Source organism: Streptomyces sp. NPDC005576 (assembly GCF_042871745.1).
Classification (GTDB): domain Bacteria; phylum Actinomycetota; class Actinomycetes; order Streptomycetales; family Streptomycetaceae; genus Streptomyces.
In genome coordinates this window covers 319,510-343,734 of record NZ_JBIAJC010000003.1, presented here as the reverse complement: position 1 = coordinate 343,734, position 24,225 = coordinate 319,510, and the positions used below count along the sequence as shown (strand labels likewise).

Below are 24,225 nucleotides of genomic sequence, written 5' to 3'. Positions count from 1 at the left end.
GCCAAAACTTGTCCGTCAGTGAACTCTAACTGTTCTCTGCGTGCACCTGAACCGTGGTTGCCCAGGTCAGGCCGCCGACGCGAGGGCTTCAGACGTCGGCCATTCCGATCCATCGGAGGGAACCATGGAAGGGATCCACTGAGGGGAACAGGAATGCTCCGGTGCGGATCGTGCTCCTGCCTTCGTCGAAAGAAGGATCCCGTACCCACCGCACCCGGACTCCGGCCGTCGCCTCCACGTCCGCCCACCGGCCTCGCGACCGCGCCTCCGGTGTTGACTTCCGCGTCTAGTGCAGATTCACTAGGATCAAGCTGATGCTCTCGCACTATGGAAAAATCGGTCACCGCCAACGGAGGGTCCACGGAGAGCTCATGGAATCCCACGCAGAGGCACGTGCCGCACGTACGCAGGGAGAGGGCCGGGAGGCTCTGCCCGTTACGCCGTTCCGGTCACACACGACAGTCCGTTCGGGAATCGCACGCGTGACCCTCGTCGGTGAACTCGACATGGATACAGCCCCCCGTCTCCGGAGCGCGGTCTCCGACTGTCTGGGCGCAGCACCGACACGGCTCCGCCTCGACATGACGGGCGTCTCCTTCTGTGACTGCGCGGGCCTGAGCGCCCTGCTCGGGGCGCGGACCTCCGCTCTTCGGGTGGGCGCGGACTTCGTCGTGGAAGGGGTCGGGGCCGGGACGCAGGTAGCGCGCCTGCTCTCCTTGATCGGGGTCGACCGGTTCCTCACCGGCCAGGTCCCCACCGGCCAGGTCCCCACCGAACAGTGCCCGACCGACCAGTGCCCGACCGACCAGTTCCTCACCGGTCGGGACACACCCCCGTACGCGGAGTCGTTCCGTCGTCGCGCCGTGGGAGCGGCTGCTCCCTCCCGTGAGGCGGCTACGGCCACTGCGGAGCAGCAGTCCCAGCACCTGCTGACATGATGCTGGTATCCGCCACCTGCAAGGACGCACCGATGACCGCCCCGCCCACGGACCGCCGACCGGTCAGAATCCTGTTGGTCGAGGACCACGACATGGTGGCCGAGGCGATATGCCTCGCGCTGGAGCGCTCACCCGATCTGCGGGTCGTGGCGCGCGCGGCGTCGGTGGCGTCGGCACTGGCCGACGCGGTGCGGTGCGAGCCGGACGTCGTACTGATGGACCGACGCCTGCCCGACGGTGACGGGGTCACCGCCATCGCCGATCTGCTGGCCCTGCTCCCGGGCGTGCGGGTGCTCATCCTGGCGGCGGAAGGGAGCGGGTCCGTCGCTGCGCGCGTCGCGGAGAGGGGCGGGTCCGGCCTGATCCTGAAGGCCCACGGTCTGCGGGAGCTGGAGGATGCCGTTCGCCGGGTGGCGGCGGGCGAGATGGTGTTCAGCCAGGACGTCCTGGGCGACGTGCTGCAGCGGCTGACCGGCCGGACACCGGCGCCCGGCGCGGATCTCACTCCCCGGGAGCGGGAAGCTCTCGGCCTGCTGGCCGAAGGCCGCACCACCGCGGAGATCAGCGAACACCTGGGGGTCGCTCTCAACACGGGGCGCAACCACGTCCAGCGGGTGCTGCAGAAACTAGGAGCACGATCCCAGTTGGAAGCGGTGGCGATCGCGCGGCGCGAGGGTCTCCTCGCATGACGCCGGAGCCGGGACAGCAGCAGTGGGCGCGGAAGCAGGCGACTCCGCTGTCGGAAGAAGCGTTCACCCTGCTGGTCCAGGGGGTGCTGGACTACGGCATCTTCATGCTCGACCCGCAGGGCTACGTCATCAGTTGGAACGCCGGTGCGGAACGGATCAAGGGGTACGCGGCGGCGGACATCCTCGGGCAGCACTTCTCGGTTTTCTATCCGCCCGAGGACCAGTCCTCCGGCAAGCCCCAGTGGGAGCTCGAGACCGCCGTCGCCGAAGGCCGGCTGGAGGACGAGGGCTGGCGCGTCCGCCAGGACGGCTCCCGGTTCTGGGCGAACGTGGTCATCACCGCCCTGTGGGACGAGAACGGTGTGCTGCAGGGATTCGGCAAGGTCACCCGTGACATGTCCGAACGGCGGGCTGCGCAGCATGCTCTCGTCGAGCGGAGGCGGCTGTTCGATCACCTGGTCCAGGCGCAGGAGGCGGAGCGGCGCCGCATCGCCTGGGACGTCCATGACGACTCCATCCAGGCCATGGTCGCTGTGGGCATGCGGCTCGAACTGCTGGCCGATCAGGTTGCCGAGCCGCACTCCGCGGAGCTGCTCCGTCTCGACGCGTCGGTGCGGGAGGCGATCGGTCGCCTCCGCAGCCTGACCTTCCGGCTGCATCCGCCCGGGATCGACCGTCACGGGCTGGTCGAAGGGCTCTCCAGCCACTTGGACGACGTCGTGGGCATCTCGTGGGGAATGGCTTACTCGTTCGAGCACCTGTTGGAGCGTGAGCCCACGCCGGAGACGGCCATCACCATCTTCCGCATCGTCCAGGAAGCGCTGCTGAACGTGCGCAAGCACGCGCGTGCGAGCAGGGTCGACCTGCGCCTCTCGCCGGCCGACGGGGGCATTCTGACGCGGGTCGCGGACGACGGTACCGGCGCACCGATGTCGCAGGACGGCGCCCGCGACCACTTCGGGGTCGTCGAGATGCGGGAGCGGGCCGAGACGGCGGGAGGCTGGTGGTCCCTGCACAGCCGCCCGGGTACGGGGACGACAGTCGAGTTCTGGGTGCCCAACCCCCTGCCGCTCGCGGCATCGCCGGACGGTGGGCCGTGACCGCCGTGACACCGGACGGGCTCCCGGAGCCGCGGCTCAGCGTCCTTCTGTGCGATGACAACCAGATGATTCTGGAGATCCTGGGCGACGTCGTGCGGGCCCAGCCCGACATGCGGGTCGTGGGCACCGCGCGAGACGGGGCCCGAGCTCTTCACCTCGCGCGACAGCACCGGCCCGACGTCGTGGTCCTGGACGTGCGCTTCCCCGGCGGAGGCCCCTCGGTGGCCAGGGACATAGCAATCTGTTCACCCGGCAGCCGGATCGTGGCGTTCTCCGCGTACGACGACAAGGGCTCCGCCGAGCAGATGCTGAGCGTCGGCGTTCGTGAGTACGTCCTCAAGGGTGTGAGCAATCGGGAGGTCCTCGCGGCGCTCCGCCGGGCGGCGGGGCCTCGATGAGAGCCGGGTGGCGCGGGGCCGGAACCCGGTGGGGACGGACCGTCGTGGGGACGGACCGTCGTGTGGGCGGAGCGTCGGACGGACGGCCCGGCTCACTCCCGTCCCATGTGGAGCCGGAGGACGAGTCCCTGAGCGCCCGCGCGGATCTCGACCAGATCGCACAGCTGATGCATGATCCACACGCCTCGGCCACCGGTCGTCGCCCGGGGATCGGGCCTGCGGCGGCCCGTGAGGGGGTCGGTCAGCAGCCCCCGGTCGCGGATCTCCGCGACGAGTTCACCGTTCTCGCACCACATGCGCAGGACTCCGTGACCGCCTCCGTGGCGCACCGAGTTGCCGGTTGCCTCGCTGATGGCGAGGAGCCAGTCCGTACGCCGGACCGGCGGCAGGCCGGCGGCCTCCGCCCAGCGGTCGGCCTCGTCACGGACGAGCGCCAGACCCTCCTCGTCGAAGGGGATGACGACGGCGTCCGACGGCTCGGCCAGCGGGGTGTCGCAGTCGCGGCAGACCTCGTGCGGATCGGCGTAGCCGGAGCTGGCGCGGTACGCCCCCGGTTCGCCGACCACCGGGTGGGTGCGGTACGCCTGGGCCAGTACGTCCTCGGGCAGGGCCGTGTCGTAAGGGCACAGGATGCTGACGGGGCGCCCGGTGAAAGCGAGGTTGATCAACGCTTCGTGGCGAGTGGCTTCCAGTGCCTCCGCCGACGTGCGGCCGACCCAGATCGGCTCTCCCACGATGGAAGCCTGGGTGCAGACCTTCCGCGCACTGTCCGCGAACTCCTGGAGCATCGACAGGATGCGTCCCGGATTACGTCCCGCCTGGCGCATGTCCACCCACGTGACGCGGTCCGCCCCCTCGACGAAGTCGCGCAGCAGTGAGAGCTGGGGGCCGGGTACGGCCACCAGGACGGAGTGCTCGCGCTCGACGGCGTCCTGGACGAAGGTCCCGACTCCGTCGAGGTACTCGGCCCTGCTCCCGTAGAACAGTGCCGGATGGTAGAAGGCGGCCTGGGGGCCGGGGTCGGTCGAAAGAGATCCGTAGGTTGTCATCGGTCCACGACCTCCACCATGGAATCAAGCTCCGGGAACAGTCGCAGTAGTCGGCGCAGAGGAGGAGGGGCCTGCCGGATTTTCAGTGGCGTCCCGCCCGGTCGCCGGGCCGCGGCGCCGGCCAGCACGCCCAGGGAAGCCGCGTCGAGGTGACGCAGTGCCCCGAGGTCCAGCTCCATCGGCTGAGCTGCCGAGGCCGAGAGGGCGGCGGCTGCGGCCGCGACCACGTCCCGGGTGTCGTATCCGGCCGACCCGGACAGCGCCAGGCCCAGCCGGTCCTCCAGGGGGACCACCCGCAGAGCCGGTTCGGCGTACGGTTCCCCCTCGTGCGTCACGTGAGCGCTCGCGAGGACACCCACGTACGCCTCGGACAGCAGGCGGCGGTCGTAGAAGCACCGGGCCGTCAACGGCAGCCGCGCGAACACCTCGTGGTGCAAGCGCAGTTCGTACTCCAGCAGCCGGTCGGCACCGTTGATGTCCCTCGCTCCCCAGGACATCTCACCGATCGCGCGCAGTCCCTGGTATCCCGAGGCGCGGGCCGCTTCCGCCACGTCGAACCAGAGCCCGATCATGGCGTCGGGATCGAAGTGGGACCCGGCCAGATACGACTGCGTGGCGACCGACACGGACAACTGTCCGCGCGCCACGGCGCCCGCCGCGTCGATGCCGGCGTCGGTGAGGACACGCAGTACCCGTTCGGGGGCGGTGGTGTCCGCGAAGTACTGCACCTGCTCGCCCTTGTCCAGCCCGTCGCGGACGAAGGCGCCGAGGTGTTCGGCCCACTGCCGGTCGTCGGAGAAGACCACACTGGAGTGGCGTCCCTTCAGCGACTTCCGCTCCGGGGGCACCTGCACCCCTCCAGCCTTCGGCATACCAAGCCCCCTGGTCCCGTCCGCCCCACGGACTCTCGTTCGGATCATGCTGTGCTCCAGCCGATGCGAACGAAAACCGTCAGCGCCCCCGCCGGCGAGCGCTGCCCGGTCCCGGCCTGGCTGTCCCGACCATGGAAACACGGATTCAATGTGCCTGACGCGCCGGTGTCTCATGCCGGGCCGGGGCACGTCGAACGGCCGGGCATCCGACGCGGACACCACGCCCCGCCCGACCAGCGCCCGGAGCAGGCCGCGGACGCCGGGACCGCCACGACGGGTCCTCCGGCCGTCCGGTCGCGCATGTGGCGGGGATCTCTCTGCCTCATCGGTGAGCCTCGCGCGGACGGGGCGGGACAGGACGGGGCGCGGGGCACCCGGCCGGACCGGCTCGACCGGCTCGACCGGCTCGACCGACTTGAGGAACGGTTTGGCGCGACCGGCACGGGATCCCTCCCGGCAAGTGCGTCAGGGGGCGGCGGGGAAGCCCGGCTGGACCAGGGCGGAGTAGCCGGGCTCCGGGGCCGGGCGGCGGTGCAGGGCGGTCAGGCGTATGGCGAAGTACGCCGCGGCCCCGGCCGCGAGGATGTCCAGGCCGTCGCTCACCGCGGTCTGGAGGACGGCGGCCCTGATCTCCGTGAGCGATTCGGCGGCGTTGTACCGACCGCTCGTGAACCGTCCGGCGAGCGTCGTGAGGATGAAGAGGCTCCACCACAGCCTCACCGGCCAGGCGGACGGGTAGCGTGCCGGTTCGGCACTCCAGGTCCGGGTGGCGGCGTTCCACATCTGGAGAGCGATGCGGACGGGCATCCACAGCGCCCCGATCGGTATGAACCACGAGCCGATCGCCCAGCCGGCGCCCCGTTCGAAGGCGTCCTGCGCCAGTGCTCCGATGTACTTTCGCATCCGGAAGAACCAGACGAGGAAGACCACCACGCAGGCGATGTACGGGGTGAACCAGAGCGTCGCGGCGAAGCCGTAGAGGTTCTCGGCCGCTTCGAGGTCCCCGACGGGGGTGGCGACGAAGTTCGCGTCGTCACCGATCAGATTCGCGAGGTTCAGATCGGCGTACACGGCGAAGAGGTCGGCGAGCGCCACCAGGCCCAGCAGGGCGACGACGGCCTTCAGCAGACCCTCCGGAGCGCGGGGCACCGGGGACGCCGGGGCACTGGGCCAGGCTTGCTGCTCGGGAAATGCGACATCGGACATGACAGAGTCCCCCCGGACGGATGAAAGAGAATGTGGCCCGCTTCGAGCGAGCAGAGGGAACGTACGCCCTCCCGGAGCGGAACGTCCATTCGATTCGGAACCGAAGTCCGGGCCGGAACCACCAGAACCGCAGCTTGCGCCGGAGCCGGAGTCCGAGCCGGAGCCGTCAGGGCATGACGAGCGGGCGGATACTCGCCTTGATCTTGCGGTTCACGGAGCGGCTCTCCACGTCCACCTCCAGCCGGGGATTGTTGCCCGTCTTCGCAGAGACGGTCTGGTGGACGCCCGCACCGAACAGCAGGCTGCGCGCGGCGTCGCCCGTGTACGCGCGGGGTCGGTGGCGAGGCGACCAAGTCACCCGGCACCCGTTCCATCGGGTCCGACACGCTCGCGAGCAAGTGCTTCCCAGAGCCGGGCGACGTAGTAGTCCACGTACGGATGCGGTGGACCGCCGTCTTCCCGCAACTCGGAACCAATGCCGTACGGGGTGCTCCGGGCCCCAGGGTGCGATCTCCTCCCACGGCGTCAGTTCGAAACGAAAGCGGATCGCGGGGAGGGTGGCGGTGGCCGGGGCGGGGCGGGGTTCGTCATGCGTCCAGCATCCCGGTCCGCCCACCGGCCCTTGCCTCTCACCCCCGTTGCGCTGCCGGGAGCCGGGGACATCGCACCGGCGCACGGGGACCCCGACCGCGTTTCGGGACTGCGCCCCCACCGCTACACGCTCCGCCCGGGGGTAGACGGCGCAGATCAGCCCGATCTACAGGACGGAGCGGCCGGACGTGGCCATCACAACCACTGGTGCGGTGTACGGGTGTCTGGGCTTGGGGGCACTGCTCGCCGCGGTGCTCCCCCGGCTGCTGTCGCGCCGGCCCGTCTCCCCTCCCATGGTGTTCCTCGCCTCCGGCCTGATCGTGTACGCCCTGCCGCTGCCCCTCCCCCTGCCACAGGTGGACCCGACGGAGCACCGGGACTGGGCGGAGCACCTCACCGAACTCTGCGTGATCGCGTCCCTGATGGGTGCGGGACTCGCGATCAACCGCCCGTTCGGACGGAGGACTTGGCGCTCGACGTGGCGTCTGCTCGGCGTGGCGATGCCGATCGCCATCGGTGCCACCGCGCTGGTGGCCTTCCTGCTGCTGGACTGGCCGCCGCACGTCGCGCTGCTGCTCGCGGCGGTGCTGGCCCCCACGGACCCGGTGCTCGCCTCCGAGGTACGGGTGGGCGAGCCGACGGACGACGAGTACGACGAGGACGAGGTGCGCTTCGCCCTGACGAGCGAGGCAGGGCTCAACGACGGGCTCGCGTTCCCGTTCGTCCTCGGTGCGCTCGCCCTCGGAGCGGCGGGCCAGGTCTCGTCCACCGGCTGGATCGTGCACTGGGCGTGGAGCGACGTGCTCGTCAGGCTCTCGGTCGGGGTGGCGGTGGGAGTGGGGACGGGCCTGTTGCTGGGACGCGTCCTCTTCCACGCCGGTGCGAAGCCGCTGCGACTCGCCGAGCACGGCGAGGGGTTCGTGGCGCTGGCGGTGACCCTCACCTCCTACGGCCTCGCCGAATCGCTGCACGGCTACGGGTTCCTCGCGGTCTTCGCGGCCGCCTGCACCCTGCGCAGCCGCGAACGGGGGCACGAGTACCACCGGGTGCTGCACGAGTTCATCGAGCAGATGGAGCGGCTGCTGATGGCGGTGCTCCTCTTCGCGACGGGCGCCTTCATCGCGACGGGCGCCCTGTCCCACCTCACCTGGCAGGGTGCGGCGACGGGGCTGCTGCTCCATCTGCTGATACGGCCGCTGACCTCGTGGGTCGCGTTGCTGCGGGGCCCCGCCTCGCGCAAGGAACGGCTGGTCACCTCGTTCCTCGGCATCCGGGGCATCGGCTCGTTCTTCTATCTCGCCTACGCCTGCGGCCGGGGAGACTTCGGGCGCTGGGAGGACGAGTTGTGGGCCGTCGTGGTCTTCACCGTGCTCGTCTCGGTCGTGCTGCACGGCGCGTCGGCCACGCCGATCACGGCGTACCTCGACAGGAAGAACGGCGAGACCGGTACCGACGAGGAGAGGGCCGGCGAGGAGAGGGCCGGCGAGAAGAAGGCCGACGAGAAGGGGGCCGGCGAGGAGAAGGCCGACGAGAAGGGGGCCGGCGAGAAGAAGGCCGACGAGAAGGGGGCCGGCGAGGAGAAGGCCGGCGAGAAGGACACCCCCGAGGCCGGTCCCGAGCGCCTCGGCAGCGGCGGAGACGCGCCCCGCGAGCGCGTCTGACGCGCTGGGACGGCCCGGCGGGCGCACACCGCCTGCGGGGGGCCGGTTCGTGGCGCGCGGCAAGGCAGGGCACCCGGCCGTGGCGCCGCACGCGGGTCGTACCGCCGGTCCCCGCGCACACCAGTGGGGCGGGCCGCAGGGTCTCGGGCGGCCCGCCCGGTTCTCACTCCGAACCCGGGAGTCCTCAGGCGGAGCGCGTCAGCTTCCGGGCGGTGCCGCAGTGGGCGGTTCGTCCGTGTCGCCAGAGCTGCGTCAGTGTCACGCCCAGCAACAGGACGAACACCACGAGGAGCACCCCCGCGATCGCCGTCTGCCGCGGCGCCGATCCCTCCCCCTGCGTCAGGAGTCCGAGGAGGGAGAGCAGCGCACCCGCCAGGTAGACGGAGCGCACGCGCCGCAACTGTCGCAGCGCACGGGGAGCCAGAGCCACATGCCTCTTCGATGCCATGGACGGCTTATGCCCCCGAACATGGAGCCGCAGACGCCGCGTTGGCCTCGAAAAGCCCAGGGACGGCAACCCAGGACGACAACCCGGGAACGACAACCCCGGAAACGGCAACGTTGGGGACGAAAACGCCGGGGACTACGAGGAGCCGAGCCGGATCTGCAGGGCCGGGTAGCGCGGGGCCCCGAAGCCGAGAGCCTCGTAGATGCGGACCCCGTCCGGTGTCGCGTTGAGGCCGACCAGGGTCACTTCGGTCTCCTCGGCGAACCAGCGCAGCGCCTCCTCGGTACAGGCGCGGGCGTACCCCTTGCGGCGGGCGACCGGTTCGGTACTGACGTTGAAGAGGTGGCCGCTCACGCCGCTGGGGCTGTTGGGCCCGGGGGCGCGGTGCTCACAGCTGCCGACCGCGCTACTGACCACACCCAACTCCGGGTCGTCCACCACGAAGGCGGCGAACACGGCTTCCATCGGCAGCCGTTCGGCGAACCACCGGGTGGCGGTTCCCCGCCAGGGCGCGTCCTCGGGCCCGACCGCCATCCCCATCTCGGCCAGCATCAGGGCTCGGAGCCGTACGAGGGCCTCCACGTCGTCGGCCGTCGCGCGGCGGACCTTCGGGGCAGGGGCGATCCGTGGGCTCTCCATGTCGCTCATCGTGCGGACGATTTCCGGGCCCGGCAAGCGGATTACGCGGACCTGGCGGGGGAAGACGGTGCGTGCGTGTGCGCGTCCGTCCGTGTTCGTTCGTGTCCGTCCGCCGCAGGAGGGGTTCCTCGCATGGCAGTTCGCAAATCCCTGGTTCTCGTGCTCGACAGCGCCGATCCGATGGAACTGGCCGAGTTCTACGCCGCATTGCTGGGAGCCGAGTCCAGGCCGGGGCAGGGCAACGATTACGTGGAGGTCGTCGGGGAGTCGGGGGTGCATCTGGCGATCCGGAGGGACCTCGGGTACGCACCGCCGAGTTGGCCCCGGCCCGACGATTCGCAGCAGGCCCATGTGCTCATCCGGGTCGAGCGGGCGGACATGGATGCCGCAGAGCGGGAGGCGATCGGGCTGGGGGCCACTCCGGTGGAGGCGCGGAACAACGGTGGCCTCCGCGACACGCGTCACTATGCCGATCCGGCCGGGCACGGCTTCGCCCTCACCGCGGTGTAGGGGACGCTCCCGGTCCACGCGCGACCCACGCGCTCCCGCGCGCGCCGTCAGGTGTCCTCGACGTCCGCCTGACGCTCACCCCGTCCAACGGCGGCGGGGGTGCGTGGCGGACGGGCCGCGCCCGCACCGACCCACGCCGACGGTGCCGTCACCGGCTCACCCGCCCAGCACGGCCGTTCCTCAAGCGCGAGGAGCGGCCGTGCTGTTGCGTACGACCAGGCTGGTGGCCAGCTCCATCCGGGTGGTCATCGGGGCCTCGTCCCGGAGCCGTATCAGCATCTGGACCGCCTCCTCGGCCATCTGCCGCAGGGGCTGGTGGACGGTGGTGAGGGCGGGGCTGGACCAGCGGGCGATCGGCACGTCGTCGAACCCGACCACGGAGAGGTCGTGCGGGACGCGCAGTCCGCTGACCCGCGCCGCTTCGAGCACGCCGAGGGCCTGGAGGTCGCTGCCGGCGAAGATCGCGGTGGGCGGATCGGGCAGGGCGAGCAGCTCCATCGTCCGGTCGTAGCCGCCCTCGACGTGGAAGTCGCCGTAGAGCACCAGGTCGGACGAGGCTTCCAGGCCGGCCATGCTCATCGCGGAGCGGTAGCCGTCCAGCCGGGCGAGGGAGCAGATCATGTCCTCGGGGCCGGTGATGATGCCGATCCGGCGGTGGCCCAGCTCGATGAGGTGGCGCGTCGCGGCGAGGCCGCCGCTCCAGTTCGCCGAGCCGACCGAGGGGACGTCCGGTTCGGGGTCGCCGGCCGGGTCGATGATCACGAAGGGGATCGAGCGCGACCGCAGCTGCTGCTTGAACTCCACCGGCAGGGCCGAGAAGACGAGCACCACGCCGAGCGGTCGGCGTTGGAGCACCCCTTCGATCCACTCGGGGCTGGGCGAGTGGCGGGTGCCGCTCTCGGTGAGCACCACGCCCGCCCCGTGGAGCTTGGCGACGTTCTCCACGCCTCTGATCAGCTCCATCGCCCAGATGCTCTCCAGCTCGTGGAAGACGAGCTCGATCAGCGGCGCCTCACGGGCGGACCGCGTCGTCCGCCGGTAGGAGTGCGTCTCCAGCAGGCGTTCCACCTTGACCCGAGTCGGTGCGGCGACGTCCTGTCTGCCGTTCAGCACCTTCGAAACTGTCGAAATGGAGACGCCGGCCTGCTGGGCCACCTGGGCAAGGGTGATGCGGCCCACGTTCTCGTCATCGCGCATGGTGAGAAGCATAGGGCACGAACAATTGGCCAACAGAGATAACAAATCAGCAACTTGAGGCCCGAGGGTTGACCCCTCCTGCCGCCGAGCCCTAGCGTCCCGACGCATGAAGTTTCGGTAATGAAGCCGAAACATTTTCGAGAGGCGAGACCATGACGCGACGCACACGGCTCCCACGTACCGCTCTCGTCGGCGGGGCCGTCCTGGCCATGGCGCTGTCCATGTCGGCATGCGGAGGGGACGACTCCGCGTCCGGCGGCGACGACAAGATTCACGTACTGGTCTACGGGGACGCCACCAACAAGGTGGAGAAGCAGCTCATCGCCACCTTCAACAAGACGTCGAAGGTCAAGGCCGTCCTGGACACCATCCCGGGCGCCGACTACCAGGCCAAGCTCCAGACGATCATCAACAGCAAGCAGGCTCCGGACGTCTTCTTCAACTGGGGCGGCGGCAGCATCAAGCCCTTCGTGGATGCCGGGCTGCTCCTCCCGCTGGACGACTTCATCGCGAAGGACCCGGGGCTCAAGGACAACTTCCTGCCGTCGGTGTTCAACAGCACCGTGGTGGACGGCAAGGCGTACGGCGTCCCGATGCGCGGCACGCAGCCGGTGCTGATGTTCAACAACAGCAAGGTGCTCAAGGAGAACGGCCTCGCCGCCCCCAAGACCTGGGACGACCTGGTGAACGCGTCGAAGGTCCTCAAGTCGAAGGGCGTCACCCCGATCGCCCTCGGCGGCGGCGACAAGTGGCCGACGCTGATGTGGTTCGAGTACCTCTACGACCGTGTCGCCGGCCCCGAGCTCATCCAGAAGGCCATCAAGGGCGACAAGGACGTCTGGGCGACCGACGACAGCAAGGCCGCGCTCAACAAGCTCAAGGAGCTCATCGACGCCGGCGCCTTCGGCACCAACTTCGACTCCGTGAAGTTCACCGACGGTGGCTCGCCCACGCTGCTCGCCACCGGCAAGGCGGCCTTCGAGCTGATGGGTTCGTGGGAGTACTCGACCCTCCAGGACTCCCAGCCGGACTTCGCCAAGTCGGACCTCGACTACAGCGCCTTCCCGGCCATCGACGGCGGCAAGGGTGCCCCGACCGACATCGTCGGCAACACCAACAACTTCTACTCGGTGCTGAAGAAGACCAAGCACCCGGAGGCGGTCGCCGAGTTCCTGAAGCTCCAGTACTCCGACCAGTTCGTGAAGTCGCAGCTCTCCATCGGCAACCTGCCGACCACGACGAACACCGAAGCGCAGCTGGACGGCGCCGCGAGCCCCGACTACGCCCGCTTCCAGTACGACCTCGTCAAGAACGCGCCTTCCTTCCAGCTCTCGTGGGACCAGGCGTACCCGCAGACGGCCGGCACGGCCATGACGACTGCCGTGCAGCAGTTCTTCAACGGCGGACTCGACGTGGACGGCTTCATCAAGGCGATGCAGGCCCTGCCCACCTCCTGACCGCGCTCCACCACCCGACTTGGAACACCTCTCATGACCACAACTGCCACCGCGGTCCCCGCGGACAGCAAAGGGGTCGAGCGGAGCGGCCGGCGCCCCGGCCGCTCCCGTGAAGGCGCCGGTCGCCCCGGCTTCGCCTGGGCGGCTCCGGCCGCCGTCTTCTTCGGCCTCTTCGCCATCGTCCCGCTCGTCCTGGTCGTCGCCCTCTCCTTCGCGAGCTGGAACGGACTCTCCGACCCGGAGTTCGCCGGTCTCGACAACTGGAAGAAGCTGTTCGACGACCCGATCATGATCAAGAGCCTCTGGCTCAGCCTGCTGCTCACCTTCCTGGGCGTCGTCGTGCAGACCCCGCTCTCCATCCTGCTGGGGGTGTGGGCAGCCGGGCACCAGCGCAACCGGGCCGTGCTGTCCGCCATCTACTTCGTCCCGCTGCTGCTCTCCGCCACGGCCGTCTCCGTGCTGTGGCGGGCGGTGCTCGACCCCAACTTCGGAGTCCCGGCACACGCCAAGTGGCTGTTCGGCGACGGAAACCTGTTCGGCATGCAGAGCAGTGCCATCGGAGTCCTCATCTTCGTCAGCACCTGGCAGTTCACCCCGCTGCACACGCTGATCTACCAGGGGGCGGCCCGCTCGGTACCCCGGGTGCTCTACCAGGCCGCGGAGATCGACGGGGCGGGCCGGTACCGGCAGTTCTTCCACATCACCCTGCCGCAGCTGCGCAACAGCGTCGTCACCTCGATGATCCTCATGGTGGTCGGCGGACTGACGACGTTCGACACCGTCCTCATCCTGACCCAGGGCGGTCCGGGCACGGACACCACCATCAGCGCCTACTACATGTACCAGAAGGCCTTCAAGAGCTTCGACTACGGAGCGGCGTCGGCCATCGGCGTGATGCTGATCCTGGTCGCCACGATCATCTCCCTGGTGATGGTGCGCCTCACGGGCTACGCCAAGATGAACAGCACCATGGAGGGCATGTGAGCAGGCGCCGCCCCAATTTCCTCGCCGGCTTCGGCTCCACCGTCTGGCTCCTCGTGGTGGGCCTCCCCCTCTACGTGATGCTGGTCGCGACCTTCCAGAACCGAGCCGACTACGGGTCGAACGGGCCGTTCGCGCTGCCCGAGCACTTCACCCTCGACAACTACATCGACGACTTCAACAGCGGGTTCGGCCAGTATTTCGTGAACACCGTGATCGTCACCCTGTCGGTGGTGGCGATCGTCGTGCTGCTCGTGGCCCCGCTGTCGTACGCGATCGTCCGCAGTCGCAGCCGCACGATCGGCATGGTGTTCCGGCTCTTCCTGCTGGGGCTCGCGATTCCCTCGCAGGCCGTGATCGTGCCCATGTTCTTCGCGATGAGCGAGGCGGGACTGTATGACAACCTCATCGGCGTCATCCTGCCGACGGCCGCTTTCGCGATGCCGGTGTGCGCCCTCATCCTCACCGGCGTGATGCGCGACATCACGCCGGAGCTCTACGAGGCCATGACGATGGACGGCGCGACCCACCGGCGCGTCTTCTTCCAGCTGGTGCTGCCGCTCTCCAAGAGCGGGATCTCCACCATCGTCGTCTTCTCCGCCCTCCAGGCGTGGAACGGCTTCCTCTTCCCGCTCGTCCTGACGCAGTCGGCCGGGTCCAAGGTCATCACCATGGGCCTCTACGACTTCCAGACCGAGCACGGGGTCGACATGCCGGGGATGCTCGCGGCTGTCGTCCTCTCCATGCTTCCCATCCTGCTCGTATATCTGTTCGCCCGCCGAGCCCTGGTACAGGGGCTGATGGGAGTCGGAGGAAAGTGACCGACCACGTGTCCGTACAGACCGAACAGGCCGAAGAAGTGGCGCTCCCGCTGTGGCGGGACCCGTCCCGCACCCCGACCGAGCGGGCCGACGCCCTGCTCCGGGAGATGACCCTGGAGGAGAAGATCGCCCAGCTCTTCGGAGTATGGGTGGGCGCCTCCGACGAAGGCGCCGAAGTCGCCCCGCACCAGCACGACATGGAGGAGCCGCCGCCGCTGGCCGACCTGCTGCCCGAGGGACTGGGCCAGCTCACCCGGCCCTTCGGTACGGTCCCGGTCGACCCCGCGCTCGGCGCGCTCTCGCTGCTGCGCACCCAGAGCGCCATCACCGCCGCCAACCGCTTCGGCATCCCCGCCGTGGCCCATGAGGAGTGCCTCGCGGGATTCGCCGCCTGGGGCGCCACCGCCTACCCCGTGCCGCTCTCCTGGGGCGCGACCTTCGACCCGGTGCTCATCGGCGACATGGCCGGGGCCATCGGACGCGACATGCGCTCGGTCGGCGTCCACCAGGGGCTCGCCCCGGTGCTCGACGTGGTGCGCGACGCCCGCTGGGGCCGTGTGGAGGAGACCATCGGCGAGGACCCGTACCTCGTCGGCACGATCGCCACGGCCTACATCAAGGGGCTGGAGCAGGCCGGCATCGTCGCCACCCTCAAGCACTTCGCCGGTTACTCCGCCTCCCGCGCGGGCCGCAACCTCGCCCCGGTCGGCATGGGCTCGCGCGAACGCGCCGACGTCATCCTGCCGCCGTTCGAGATGGCCGTGCGGGAGAGTGGTGTGCGCTCGGTGATGCACGCCTACACCGACACGGACGGGGTCCCGTCCGCCGCGGACAGGGAACTGCTCACCGGACTGCTCAGGGACACCTGGGGCTTCGACGGGACCGTGGTCGCCGACTACTTCGGTATCGCCTTCCTCAAGACCCTGCACGGTGTGGTCGGAACCTTCGGGGAGGCGGCCGTCGCCGCGCTCCTCGCCGGCGTCGACGTGGAGCTGCCGACCGTCAAGACGTTCGGTGAGCCGCTCCGCGCCGCCGTCGCCGAGGGACTCATCGCGGAGACCGACATCGACCGCGCCGCCCGCCGGGTCCTCGTGCAGAAGGCACAGCTCGGTCTGCTGGACGCCGACTGGAACCCGGTTCCCGAAGCCCTCGCCGGCGCCGGACTCACCCCCGGGACGCTGCGCGGCACGGTGGTCCTCGACAGCGACGCGAACCGCGCCCTGGCCCGCCGGATCGCCGAGCAGGCCATCGTGCTGCTCCGCAACGACGGCACCCTGCCGCTCCGGGGCCGGAACGCGCCCGCGCGCATCGCCCTGATCGGGCCCAACGCCGACCTCGCCACCGCCGTGCTCGGCTGCTACTCCTTCCCCGTGCACGTCGGCAGCCAGCACCCGAACCTGCCCGCCGGTGTGGAACTTCCCACGCTGCGCGAGGCGTTGGTGGCGGAGTTCCCCGGCAGCGAGATCGTCACCGCGGCCGGCTGCGGCATCGACGACGGCAGTACGGAGGGATTCCGCGAGGCGCTGGCCGCCGCACGCGACGCGGACGTCGTCATCACCGCACTGGGCGACCGGGCGGGTCTCTTCGGCCGGGGCACCAGCGGCGAGGGCTGCGACGCCGGTTCCCTGACCCTCCCCGGCGCCCAGCAGCAGCTGCTGGACGCGCTCCTGGACACCGGCACTCCGGTCGTCGTCACCCTGCTGGCGGGCCGTCCGTACGCGCTCGGCCGCGCGGTGGACGAGGCCGCGGCCGTCGTGCAGACCTTCTTCCCGGGCGAGGAGGGCACCCACGCGCTCGCCTCGGTGCTGAGCGGGCGGGTCGCCCCGTCCGGGCGGCTTCCCGTCAGCGTGCCGATGAAGCCGGACGCGCAGCCGTCCACCTACCTCGCGGCCCGCCTGGGGCACGCGAACGAGGTCTCCAACATCGACCCGACGCCCGCGTTCGGTTTCGGCCACGGACTCGCGTACACGACCTTCGAGTGGTCGGACCTCGCCGTCGCGACGACGGAGATCCCCACCGACGGCCTGGCCGAACTGGAGTGCACGGTACGGAACACGGGTGACCGCGACGGCGTCGAGGTGGTCCAGCTCTACCTGCACGACCCGGTCGCCTCCGTCGTCCAGCCGGTGCAGCGCCTGGCCGGTTACGTACGGGTCGAGCTGGCCGCCGGCGAGGCCGCCAGGGTGCGTGTCGGCGTCCCCGCCGACCTCGCCTCCTTCACGGGCCGCGACGGCGCACGCGTCGTGGAGCCGGGTGCGCTGGAGCTGCGGCTCAGCGCCTCCAGCACGGACCCGCGCCTCACCGCGGAGGTGACGCTCACCGGCCCCGCGCGGAAGGTGGACCACACCCGCCGGCTGCACGCCGAGTTCCGGGTGGAGACGCTCACGGAGCACTGAACCCCCGGAACGACGTCCGAACGCCTCTCGCCGGAGCCCGGCCGCCCGTCAGTGGGGTGGCCGGGCTCCGGCGCGTCCGGAGCCCGGCGCCCCGTCCGTTCATGATCAATTCACTGGTGGACGTCCGGTCCCCCGCAGTAGGCTGCCGCCGATTCCCGCGCGTGACGGCACGGCGGGGCCGTGACCCCGGGGGCCACCATGAGCGGTACGAACGGTCGGAACGACAGAACCACCGCGGACGTGCCGGACCCGGGAGGCCGTCCGCAGGGTGTCGCGTTCCGGGCGACCGGCGGGGTGGCGACTGCCGCGCAGGCGCTGATCGCCGGACAGACCGTGTTGCAGCTCGTGCTGGCGGCGGCCGGCGGTACCGGTTCGGAGGTCTTCCGGGTGACCGCCCCGGCGCAGACGCTGGTGCTCTTCGGCTCGGTGATCGCCTTCCTCCTCTGGTTCCGGGCATGCCTGGCGAACGCGGAACTCCTCGCCCCGGGGTCGCTGCGGTACACCGTGAAGCTCACCATGTGGAGCTTCTTCCTCCCCGTGCTCTGGTGGATCCCGGTCCGGGCGGCCCTGGACATCCGCGACGCGAGCGGCTCGACGCGTGGCACGGCGCTGATCTACGCGTGGTGGGCCGCGTTCGTCGCCAAGACGATCGGTTCCGTGGTGGTGAACGGGACGGCGCCGACGAACGGCGGGTTCTCCCCGTACGACCTCGTGGTCGGCGTGCTCGCGACGGTGCTGGCGATCCTGCTGATCCGACGGATCACCGCCGACGTGGACGCCGCGACCGGCGCGGGCCGGGCCGTCCCGCCGCCCGCCGCGCTTCCCGCCCGCTGACGGCCGGGGCACCCACGCGAGGATGCCCGGTCACCCCCCTCTGGAAAGGGCGACCGGGCATCCGCCTGGGGGCCTCACGGCCGGTACGGGGACGGGCGTGCGGCAGTGGTGATCAGGACGCGGTGCAGACGCTCACGGCGGGGGCCGCGGTGTTGCCGTTCGCCTGCACGGTGAAACCGAAGCTGGTCGAAGCTCCGGCCGCCAGGCTGCCGTTGTAACTCGGTGTGATCGTCATGACCTTGCCGGTGCTGTCCCAGCTGGTCGTGCCGTTCCAGACTCCGGTGGTCGTCTGCGAGGCCCCGAGGGTGACCTTGACGCTCCAGCCGGTGATCGCGGCGGAGCCCGCCTTGATGGTCACCTGGCCGTTGAAGCCGCCGGACCACGTCTGCGTCGCCGTGTAGGTCGCGGTGCAGGTCCTGGTACCCGTGCCGGGGTCCGTGCCGCCGCCGGTGCCCGGGTCGGTGGTGCCGCCGCCGGAGGTCCCGCCGAGAGCCGTCAGGGCCGCGGTGTAGGCGGCCTTCTTGCCATAGTTGTCGTCGAAGAGCAGCGGGGTGCCGCTCGCCCGCCACGAGTACTTGTCCGGGATGCCCCAGACGGTGATCCCGGCGCAGCGGGTCACGGCGAGGCAGGCCTTGACGACGTTGCTGTAGTTGGTGGCCTGGGCCGATCCGGAGCCTTCGATGTCCAGCTCGGTGATCTGCACGTCGACGCCGAGGTCGGCGAAGCGCTGGAGGTTCGCCTGGTAGTCGGAGGGGACGGGCGAGTTGCTGTTGAAGTGGCTCTGGAAGCCCACGCAGTCGATCGGGACGCCCCGCGCCTTGAAGTCCTTGACCATGTTGTAGACGGCGTTGGACTTCGCGTTCACGCCGTCGGTGTTGTAGTCGTTGTAGCAGAGCTTCGCGGCCGGATCGACGCTCCGCGCGGTCGTGAACGCCTCCTCGATGAAGCCGTTGCCCAGCTTGTCCTGGAAGGGCGAGGAGCGCCGTGCGCCGCTGCTGCCGTCCTGGAACGCCTCGTTGACCACGTCCCAGGCGTAGATCTTGCCCTTGTAGTGGGTCATCACCTGGGTGATGTGGTTGTTCATGGCGGTGCGCAGATCGGCGGCGGCGAGGCCGCTCACCCAGCTCGGCAACTGGGAGTGCCAGACCAGCGTGTGGCCGCGGACCTTCATGTTCTTGCTCTGGGCGTGGCTGACGATCTGGTCGGCGTTGGAGAAGTTGAAGGTGTTGCGGGTGCCCTCGACGGCGTCCCACTTCATCTCGTTCTCCGGCGTCACCGCGTTGAACTCGGTGTCGAGCGTGGTCGCGTAACCGGATTCGCCGAGGTGGTTGGCGGCGACGGCCGCACCGAAGTAGCGGCCCTGGCCGGCGGCCGCGGCGCCGAGGGTGCTTCCGGCGGCGTGCGCGCTGCCGGAGAGCGCGACGACTCCGGTGACGGAGACGAGGCCCGCTCCGCCCAGGGCGAGGGCCCTGCGGGCGAGGACGCGGAACGGGGAGCGGTGTCGCCCGCCCGCGTCGGACACGTTGATGGTCATGACTGCTTCTCTCTTCCGTCGTCGGACAGGGAGGAACTGACCGCCGTGGGGACGGCCACGATCAGGGGCACGCCGTACTGAATGCCATGCGCATGCCAAACATGGGGCGGCCGGGTGCGGGGCGGCCGCACGCCGTCCGCGCGGCCGGGGCGACACGCGGTCGCCCCGGCGCCGGGCGGCATCCGACGGACACCGCCCGGCTGACCGGGTCAGTGCCGGCCGGGTCAGTGCCGGCCGGTGCGGCGCGCGGCGGCGCGGAGGCCGTCGGCGAGCGCCGTGTACGCGGGCTTGCGGACGTAGTTCTCGTCCATGATGTTCGCCGCGCCCTCACCGGTGAACGTGCCCGGCACCCAGGAGTACTTGTCGCTGAAGCCCCAGACCGTGAAGGACTTGCACCCCTTCACTGCGACGCAGGCGTCGAGCAGCCTGCGGTAGTCCTGGGCCTGACGGGCCAGCTTGGTGGCGTCCGCGGGCAGCGTCATCCGCACGTCGATCTCGGTGAACGCGGTCTGCAGGCCGAGGGCGTCGAAACGGGCCAGGTTGTCGCCGACGTCACCCGGGAAGCCGTACTGGATGTCCAAGTGGCCCTGGATGCCCAGGCCCTGGACCGGTACGCCCTGCGCGCGGAGCTTCTTGGCCAGGTCGTAGTAGGCGGTGGACTTGGCGTTCACGCCCTCGACGTTGTAGTCGTTCATGAAGAGCTTCGCCTTGGGGTCGGCGGCGTGGGCCCACTTGAAGGCGTCGGCGATGTAGGACGGGCCGAGCTTCTGCAGCCACAGGGAGTCCCGGTAGCTGCCGTCCTCGTCGAATACCTCGTTGACGACGTCCCACTGGTAGATCTCGCCCTTGAAATGGCGGACCTCGTCGGTGATGTGCCGGTGCAGGATGGCGCGGAGCTCGCCGGTGTCGATCGAGCCGTCCGCGACGCCCGAAGTGAGCCAGGCCGGCAGCTGGTTGTGCCAGAGCAGCGTGTGGCCGCGCACCTCCTGGCCGTGCTTCTGCGCGAAGGAGACCAGTTGGTCGGCCTGCGACCAGTCGTAGGTGCCGCGAGCGGGCTCCACGACCTCCCACTTCATGACGTTCTCCGCGGTCACGGAGCTGAACTCGGAAGTGACGTCGGCCCGGTAGGGGGCGTCGGCGGCCAGCGCGCTCGTGTCGACGGCCGTCCCGATGAGCAGGTCCGGACGCTCCGCGAGGGTGCGCAGCGTCGCCTCGTGCCCGGCGTGACGGGCGGGGGCCGCCTGGGCGGCGGTACCGAGGGACAGTGCGGCCACGGCACCCGTGGCGACGGCGATGGCGAGTCGTCTGGACAGCATGGTGTGCAACTCCTCATAAGGGTGGGACTGAGTGCGTCGCGTCGACGAGGCCGTGACCCGGTCCTCGTCTCTCCGAAACTCTCTCGGCAAACGACAGGTGACGCTCCGCCCTTCTCCGGTTCGGGAGAGGGAGCGGTGACCTGGACTTACCGGATGGTTCAGGCGCATAACACTCCTGGGGGTGGAGTCCTGAGCCGTCGTCGGCGCTGAGACAGATCCTGGGGCATGTATTGCCACCGAAACAATGGCGCGTCACAAACGAAACATTTTCGTTCGAGTGATCCCCATCGAACATGCGGGATTCGACGACTCCGCACCCCGGAATCCGGACACTCCCGCGTCCGCCGACGGCACGCGCCGCCGATCGGCCCGCACGGGCGACACCCCACCCGCGCACCGCCCGACATCCCGCGCGCCGGGCGCACACCGCCGGGCCGAACGGAGCCGTACCCTCCGCACCGGGGACACGGGTCCTCCCACGCCGCCCTCCGCCGTCGCACATCAGGGCTATCCTGTTCAAATCTCCATGTGATGTGCGTAACTCTCGCCGGCGCGTGCACAAATGACACACCTGAAAGGTGCATGTGCCATGCGTATCGGGGAGGTTCGGTTCGTCCGGGTTGCGCCCGGATCATCCGGCCGCTGGTACGCCCATTGCTGCTCATGTGTCCCAACAGGGCACTGTCGTAGCAGAGATGGCGGATGGGCCGGGATCGCGGTGGAAGCCGCCGATTGGTCTGAAGTTCACGTGAACCCCAGCGAAATGACACGTGTGTGGATATCGTGCACCGAGCGATGGCGCATCCGCCGGTCCCCGGGATCGACGGATGCGCCGCGTTGTGGGGATGCAGCTGTGACTGGGGGGTTCATGGGGCATGTCGAAATACCCGACTCTGAAATATCCGGGCTCGTGGGACTGCGGCGTCGACCGCGCCTCCGTCCCACGGCGCCCCGGGACCGCATGACGGCCCTCGAACAGCTCTGGAGGGCCCCGACAGCACAGCGCGACCTGACCGGCCACGTCCTTCCGGGCCGCAGGCCGAGCCACTGGAGAACGTCTTTCGCGGTCCTGACCGAGACCGCGGCCATGGCGGCTCCCGCCTGGGCCGTCCTGTCCGCGCGAGGACAGCCGGTGGCCCTGCCCACCGCGGCCCTCGCGGCCCTCGCCTGGGCCGGGGTACGGGCCGTGCGCGGGCGCTTCACGGCCGGACCGCAAGGGAGCACGGCCGGAGCGACGGCCGTCATCGGGGACTGGCTGGTCCTCGTCGGTCTGCTCGCCGTCGCCTGGGCCGTCGCCGGCGACGCCGTCGATCCGACGGTGGCCCTGGTGTCCGCCGCGCCCGGCGGGGTGGTGACGGCCACGGTGACCTGGGCCGTCCGGCGACGAGCCCGCGCCGCGCACCGCCGTCCGGCCCTGCGGGTCCTCGTCGTGGGTGACGCGTCCGACGTGGACACCGTGGCCGGCGCCCTCGGTCCCCGCGCCCAGAGCGAGGGGTACGCCGTCGTCGCGGCCGTCACCGTGGGAGCGGCGGAGCCGGAGCACCAGCTGCCGGTGACCGGGCGGCTCCGAGCCGACGGCACCGACGACGACGTCTCCACCGTGCTCGCCGGGGCGTACGCCTACGACGCGGACCTCGTCCTCGTCGCGCCCGGGCCGCTGCTCCGCGGCGACCGGTTGCGGCGGCTCGGCTGGGGGCTGCACGACGGGGGTGTCGCGCTCTGCGTGCTCTCCGCGCTGACCGGGACAGCCACCGCCCGGATACGGCCCGCCTCGGTCGCCGGGATGACGCTGCTGCACGTCGCCCCGCCCCTGCGGCGGGGTCCGCAGCCGGCGCTGAAGGCGGCGCTCGACCGCTCCGGCGCACTGGCCGGGCTACTGCTGCTGGCACCCCTGCTGCTGGTGGTGGCACTGGGTGTACGGCTCTCCTCGCGGGGCCCCGTCTTCCACCGGCAGATCCGGCACGGCCGGCACGACCGGCCTTTCACCATGTGGAAGTTCCGGACGATGGTGGTGGACGCCGAGTCCCGGAAGGCGGAGCTGACGATGGCCAACGAGGGGGACGGGCCGTTGTTCAAGATGCGCCGCGACCCCCGGGTGACCGGGATCGGCAGGGCTCTTCGGCGCCTCTCGATCGATGAACTCCCGCAGCTGTTCAACGTCTTGCGCGGTGACATGTCCCTGGTGGGTCCTCGTCCTCCCCTTCCCGAGGAGGCGGCCGAGTACGACGACCGTGAGCGAAGACGGCTCGCGGTGAAACCGGGGCTGACCGGCCTCTGGCAGGTCAGCGGCCGGTCGGACCTCTCCTGGAAGGAATCGGTCTCACTGGACCTCTGGTACGTCGACAACTGGTCGGTCTCCACCGACATGGGCCTGCTGGCCCGTACCGTGCGCGCCGTCACCGACGGCCGCGGCGCCTACTGAGAGGACGGAGTGGAGACGATGCGAGCAGTCCCGGTGCCCCGCGCACGGCGGGGCACCGGTTCGCCCGGACGAACCGGGCCGTCCGGCTCACCCGAGGCCGGAGTCCCGGTCGCGCCACCAGGCGTAGGTTTCGGCGATCCCGTCCCGGAGCGAGATCTTCGGCGCGAAGCCGAGGGCCGTCAGGCGCTCCACGTCGAGCAGCTTGCGAGGCGTGCCGTCCGGCTTCGAGGTGTCCCAGTCGATCGTTCCTCGGTATCCCGTCACGTCCCGCACCGTGTCGGCGAGTTCGCGGATGCTCAGGTCGTCCCCGCAGCCGACGTTGACCGGTTCGTCGCCGTCGTACGAGGCCAGCAGCAGCGCGCAGGCCGCAGCGAGGTCGTCGACGTGCAGGAACTCCCGGCGGGGGGTGCCGGAACCCCAGAGGGTGACCGAGGGCGCCCCGTCGCGCTTCGCCTCGTGGAAGCGGCGGATGAGCGCGGGCAGGACGTGCGAGGTCGCCAGGTCGAAGTTGTCCCCCGGACCGTAGAGATTGGTCGGCATGGCGCTGATGTACGAGGCGCCGTACTGCTTGCGGTAGGACTGGATCTGCACGATGCCGGCGATCTTGGCCAGCGCGTACGCCTCGTTGGTCGGCTCCAGCGGGCCGGTGAGCAGCGCGTTCTCGCTGATCGGCTGGGGGGCGTGCTTGGGGTAGATGCAGGAGGAGCCGAGGAAGAGCAGCCGCTCGGTGCCGGCCGCGTGGGCCCCGGCGATCACGCTGAGCTGGATGCGGAGGTTGTCCTCCAGGAACTGCACCGGCCAGGTGCTGTTCGCCATGATCCCGCCCACCTTCGCGGCGGCCAGGACGACGGCGTCCGGCCGGACGTCGCGCAGATATGCCTCGGTCCGCGTACTGTCGCGCAGGTCGAGGAGGTCGCGGCCGCGGGTGAGCACCTCGTGGCCGTCCGCGGTCAGGCGGCGGACCACCGCCGAACCGACCAGCCCGCGGTGACCCGCCACGAATATGCGTGCGCCGGGGCGTAGGAGAGAGCTGTCGGGTTCCTGGGGAGGGCCGGGGAGATCAGTCGTCATGGCTGGGATTGTGCCAGCCGGCGCGCGACACTGTGAGCTTCTCACCGCAAACCGCTCACATGATGCAATTCCGGGGAAATACAACGCCGTTCAGG

General features: G+C 70.2%; 21 protein-coding genes and 1 pseudogene. 12 read left to right on the top strand and 10 right to left on the bottom strand.

What is annotated here, in order from left to right; genetic code table 11:
• Positions 1 to 314: 314 nt before the first annotated feature.
• Genes ACFYPN_RS07700 through ACFYPN_RS07685 form a run of 4 tightly spaced genes read left to right on the top strand, consistent with a single transcriptional unit; the run spans position 315 to position 3,125 of the window.
• A complete protein-coding gene (locus tag ACFYPN_RS07700) occupies positions 315 to 938 on the top strand; it encodes an STAS domain-containing protein (protein ID WP_389297248.1) in 624 nt (207 codons plus the stop codon).
• 32 nt (positions 939 to 970) lie between these two features.
• Entirely contained in the window at positions 971 to 1,627 is a 657-nt protein-coding gene (locus ACFYPN_RS07695; RefSeq protein ID WP_389297246.1) for a response regulator, read from the top strand.
• The gene (locus tag ACFYPN_RS07690) at positions 1,624 to 2,727 is read left to right on the top strand and encodes a PAS domain S-box protein (RefSeq protein WP_389297245.1); all 1,104 of its coding nucleotides are present in this window, start codon (positions 1,624 to 1,626) and stop codon (positions 2,725 to 2,727) included. The genes ACFYPN_RS07695 and ACFYPN_RS07690 overlap by 4 nt, the downstream gene beginning before the upstream one ends.
• A complete protein-coding gene (locus ACFYPN_RS07685) occupies positions 2,724 to 3,125 on the top strand; it encodes a response regulator transcription factor (RefSeq protein ID WP_389297243.1) in 402 nt (133 codons plus the stop codon). Before ACFYPN_RS07690 ends, ACFYPN_RS07685 begins: the two co-directional genes overlap by 4 nt.
• A 92-nt stretch (positions 3,126 to 3,217) precedes the next feature.
• Here the strand turns inward: ACFYPN_RS07685 and ACFYPN_RS07680 are convergent, their stop codons facing one another.
• The 4 genes and pseudogenes from ACFYPN_RS07680 to ACFYPN_RS07665 form a co-directional block, all read right to left on the bottom strand.
• Positions 3,218 to 4,174 carry a sensor histidine kinase gene (locus ACFYPN_RS07680; RefSeq protein WP_358764237.1) on the bottom strand — a complete coding sequence of 319 codons (957 nt, stop codon included), beginning with the start codon at positions 4,172 to 4,174 and terminating at the stop codon, positions 3,218 to 3,220.
• The gene (locus ACFYPN_RS07675; RefSeq protein WP_358764236.1) at positions 4,171 to 5,046 is read right to left on the bottom strand and encodes an MEDS domain-containing protein; all 876 of its coding nucleotides are present in this window, start codon (positions 5,044 to 5,046) and stop codon (positions 4,171 to 4,173) included. The genes ACFYPN_RS07680 and ACFYPN_RS07675 overlap by 4 nt, the downstream gene beginning before the upstream one ends.
• Before the next feature lie 465 nt (positions 5,047 to 5,511).
• Entirely contained in the window at positions 5,512 to 6,252 is a 741-nt protein-coding gene (locus ACFYPN_RS07670) for a DUF4328 domain-containing protein (protein ID WP_358764234.1), read from the bottom strand.
• A 166-nt stretch (positions 6,253 to 6,418) separates the two neighbouring features.
• Positions 6,419 to 6,583: pseudogene (locus ACFYPN_RS07665) on the bottom strand (VWA domain-containing protein); the annotation flags it as partial.
• Between the two features lie 448 nt (positions 6,584 to 7,031).
• Between ACFYPN_RS07665 and ACFYPN_RS07660 the strand changes: the two are divergent.
• A complete protein-coding gene (locus ACFYPN_RS07660) occupies positions 7,032 to 8,504 on the top strand; it encodes a cation:proton antiporter (RefSeq protein WP_389297240.1) in 1,473 nt (490 codons plus the stop codon).
• A 184-nt stretch (positions 8,505 to 8,688) separates the two neighbouring features.
• Here the strand turns inward: ACFYPN_RS07660 and ACFYPN_RS07655 are convergent, their stop codons facing one another.
• Positions 8,689 to 8,952, bottom strand: coding sequence for a hypothetical protein (locus ACFYPN_RS07655; RefSeq protein ID WP_358764230.1), 264 nt, complete (start codon positions 8,950 to 8,952; stop codon positions 8,689 to 8,691).
• A gap of 135 nt (positions 8,953 to 9,087) precedes the next feature.
• On the bottom strand, positions 9,088 to 9,591 hold the full coding sequence (locus tag ACFYPN_RS07650; protein WP_358764228.1) for a GNAT family N-acetyltransferase: 504 nt from the start codon (positions 9,589 to 9,591) through the stop codon (positions 9,088 to 9,090).
• A 132-nt stretch (positions 9,592 to 9,723) separates the two neighbouring features.
• Here ACFYPN_RS07650 and ACFYPN_RS07645 point away from each other — a divergent pair, with 132 nt between their 5' ends.
• Positions 9,724 to 10,101 (top strand): VOC family protein, encoded by a 378-nt coding sequence (locus tag ACFYPN_RS07645; protein WP_358764226.1) that lies wholly within the window; start codon positions 9,724 to 9,726, stop codon positions 10,099 to 10,101.
• A 180-nt stretch (positions 10,102 to 10,281) separates the two neighbouring features.
• Here the strand turns inward: ACFYPN_RS07645 and ACFYPN_RS07640 are convergent, their stop codons facing one another.
• Positions 10,282 to 11,310 carry a LacI family DNA-binding transcriptional regulator gene (locus tag ACFYPN_RS07640; protein ID WP_358764222.1) on the bottom strand — a complete coding sequence of 343 codons (1,029 nt, stop codon included), beginning with the start codon at positions 11,308 to 11,310 and terminating at the stop codon, positions 10,282 to 10,284.
• Between the two features lie 140 nt (positions 11,311 to 11,450).
• Here ACFYPN_RS07640 and ACFYPN_RS07635 point away from each other — a divergent pair, with 140 nt between their 5' ends.
• The 5 genes from ACFYPN_RS07635 to ACFYPN_RS07615 all read left to right on the top strand — a co-directional run bounded on the left by ACFYPN_RS07635 (position 11,451) and on the right by ACFYPN_RS07615 (position 17,787).
• Positions 11,451 to 12,755, top strand: a complete 1,305-nt coding sequence (locus ACFYPN_RS07635) for an extracellular solute-binding protein (RefSeq protein WP_358764221.1) — start codon at positions 11,451 to 11,453, stop codon at positions 12,753 to 12,755.
• Positions 12,756 to 12,788: 33 nt separating this feature from the next.
• Positions 12,789 to 13,739 (top strand): carbohydrate ABC transporter permease, encoded by a 951-nt coding sequence (locus ACFYPN_RS07630; protein WP_389297237.1) that lies wholly within the window; start codon positions 12,789 to 12,791, stop codon positions 13,737 to 13,739.
• The gene (locus ACFYPN_RS07625; protein ID WP_358764217.1) at positions 13,736 to 14,557 is read left to right on the top strand and encodes a carbohydrate ABC transporter permease; all 822 of its coding nucleotides are present in this window, start codon (positions 13,736 to 13,738) and stop codon (positions 14,555 to 14,557) included. Before ACFYPN_RS07630 ends, ACFYPN_RS07625 begins: the two co-directional genes overlap by 4 nt.
• Positions 14,554 to 16,953, top strand: coding sequence for a glycoside hydrolase family 3 N-terminal domain-containing protein (locus tag ACFYPN_RS07620; protein ID WP_389297233.1), 2,400 nt, complete (start codon positions 14,554 to 14,556; stop codon positions 16,951 to 16,953). Before ACFYPN_RS07625 ends, ACFYPN_RS07620 begins: the two co-directional genes overlap by 4 nt.
• A gap of 198 nt (positions 16,954 to 17,151) precedes the next feature.
• Positions 17,152 to 17,787: a DUF4328 domain-containing protein gene (locus ACFYPN_RS07615; RefSeq protein WP_358764214.1), complete on the top strand. Its 636-nt coding sequence runs from the start codon at positions 17,152 to 17,154 to the stop codon at positions 17,785 to 17,787.
• A gap of 112 nt (positions 17,788 to 17,899) precedes the next feature.
• Here ACFYPN_RS07615 and ACFYPN_RS07610 read toward each other — a convergent pair whose 3' ends face one another.
• The gene (locus ACFYPN_RS07610; RefSeq protein ID WP_389297232.1) at positions 17,900 to 19,321 is read right to left on the bottom strand and encodes an endo-1,4-beta-xylanase; all 1,422 of its coding nucleotides are present in this window, start codon (positions 19,319 to 19,321) and stop codon (positions 17,900 to 17,902) included.
• A gap of 224 nt (positions 19,322 to 19,545) precedes the next feature.
• Complete coding sequence (locus ACFYPN_RS07605) at positions 19,546 to 20,637, bottom strand: endo-1,4-beta-xylanase (protein WP_389297230.1); 1,092 nt, start codon at positions 20,635 to 20,637, stop codon at positions 19,546 to 19,548.
• A gap of 961 nt (positions 20,638 to 21,598) precedes the next feature.
• On the opposite strand from ACFYPN_RS07605, the gene ACFYPN_RS07600 reads away from it, so the two are divergent.
• Positions 21,599 to 23,059 (top strand): exopolysaccharide biosynthesis polyprenyl glycosylphosphotransferase, encoded by a 1,461-nt coding sequence (locus ACFYPN_RS07600; protein WP_389297228.1) that lies wholly within the window; start codon positions 21,599 to 21,601, stop codon positions 23,057 to 23,059.
• A gap of 87 nt (positions 23,060 to 23,146) precedes the next feature.
• Here the strand turns inward: ACFYPN_RS07600 and ACFYPN_RS07595 are convergent, their stop codons facing one another.
• A complete protein-coding gene (locus tag ACFYPN_RS07595; protein WP_389297227.1) occupies positions 23,147 to 24,130 on the bottom strand; it encodes a GDP-L-fucose synthase family protein in 984 nt (327 codons plus the stop codon).
• Between the last annotated feature and the right edge of the window lie 95 nt (positions 24,131 to 24,225).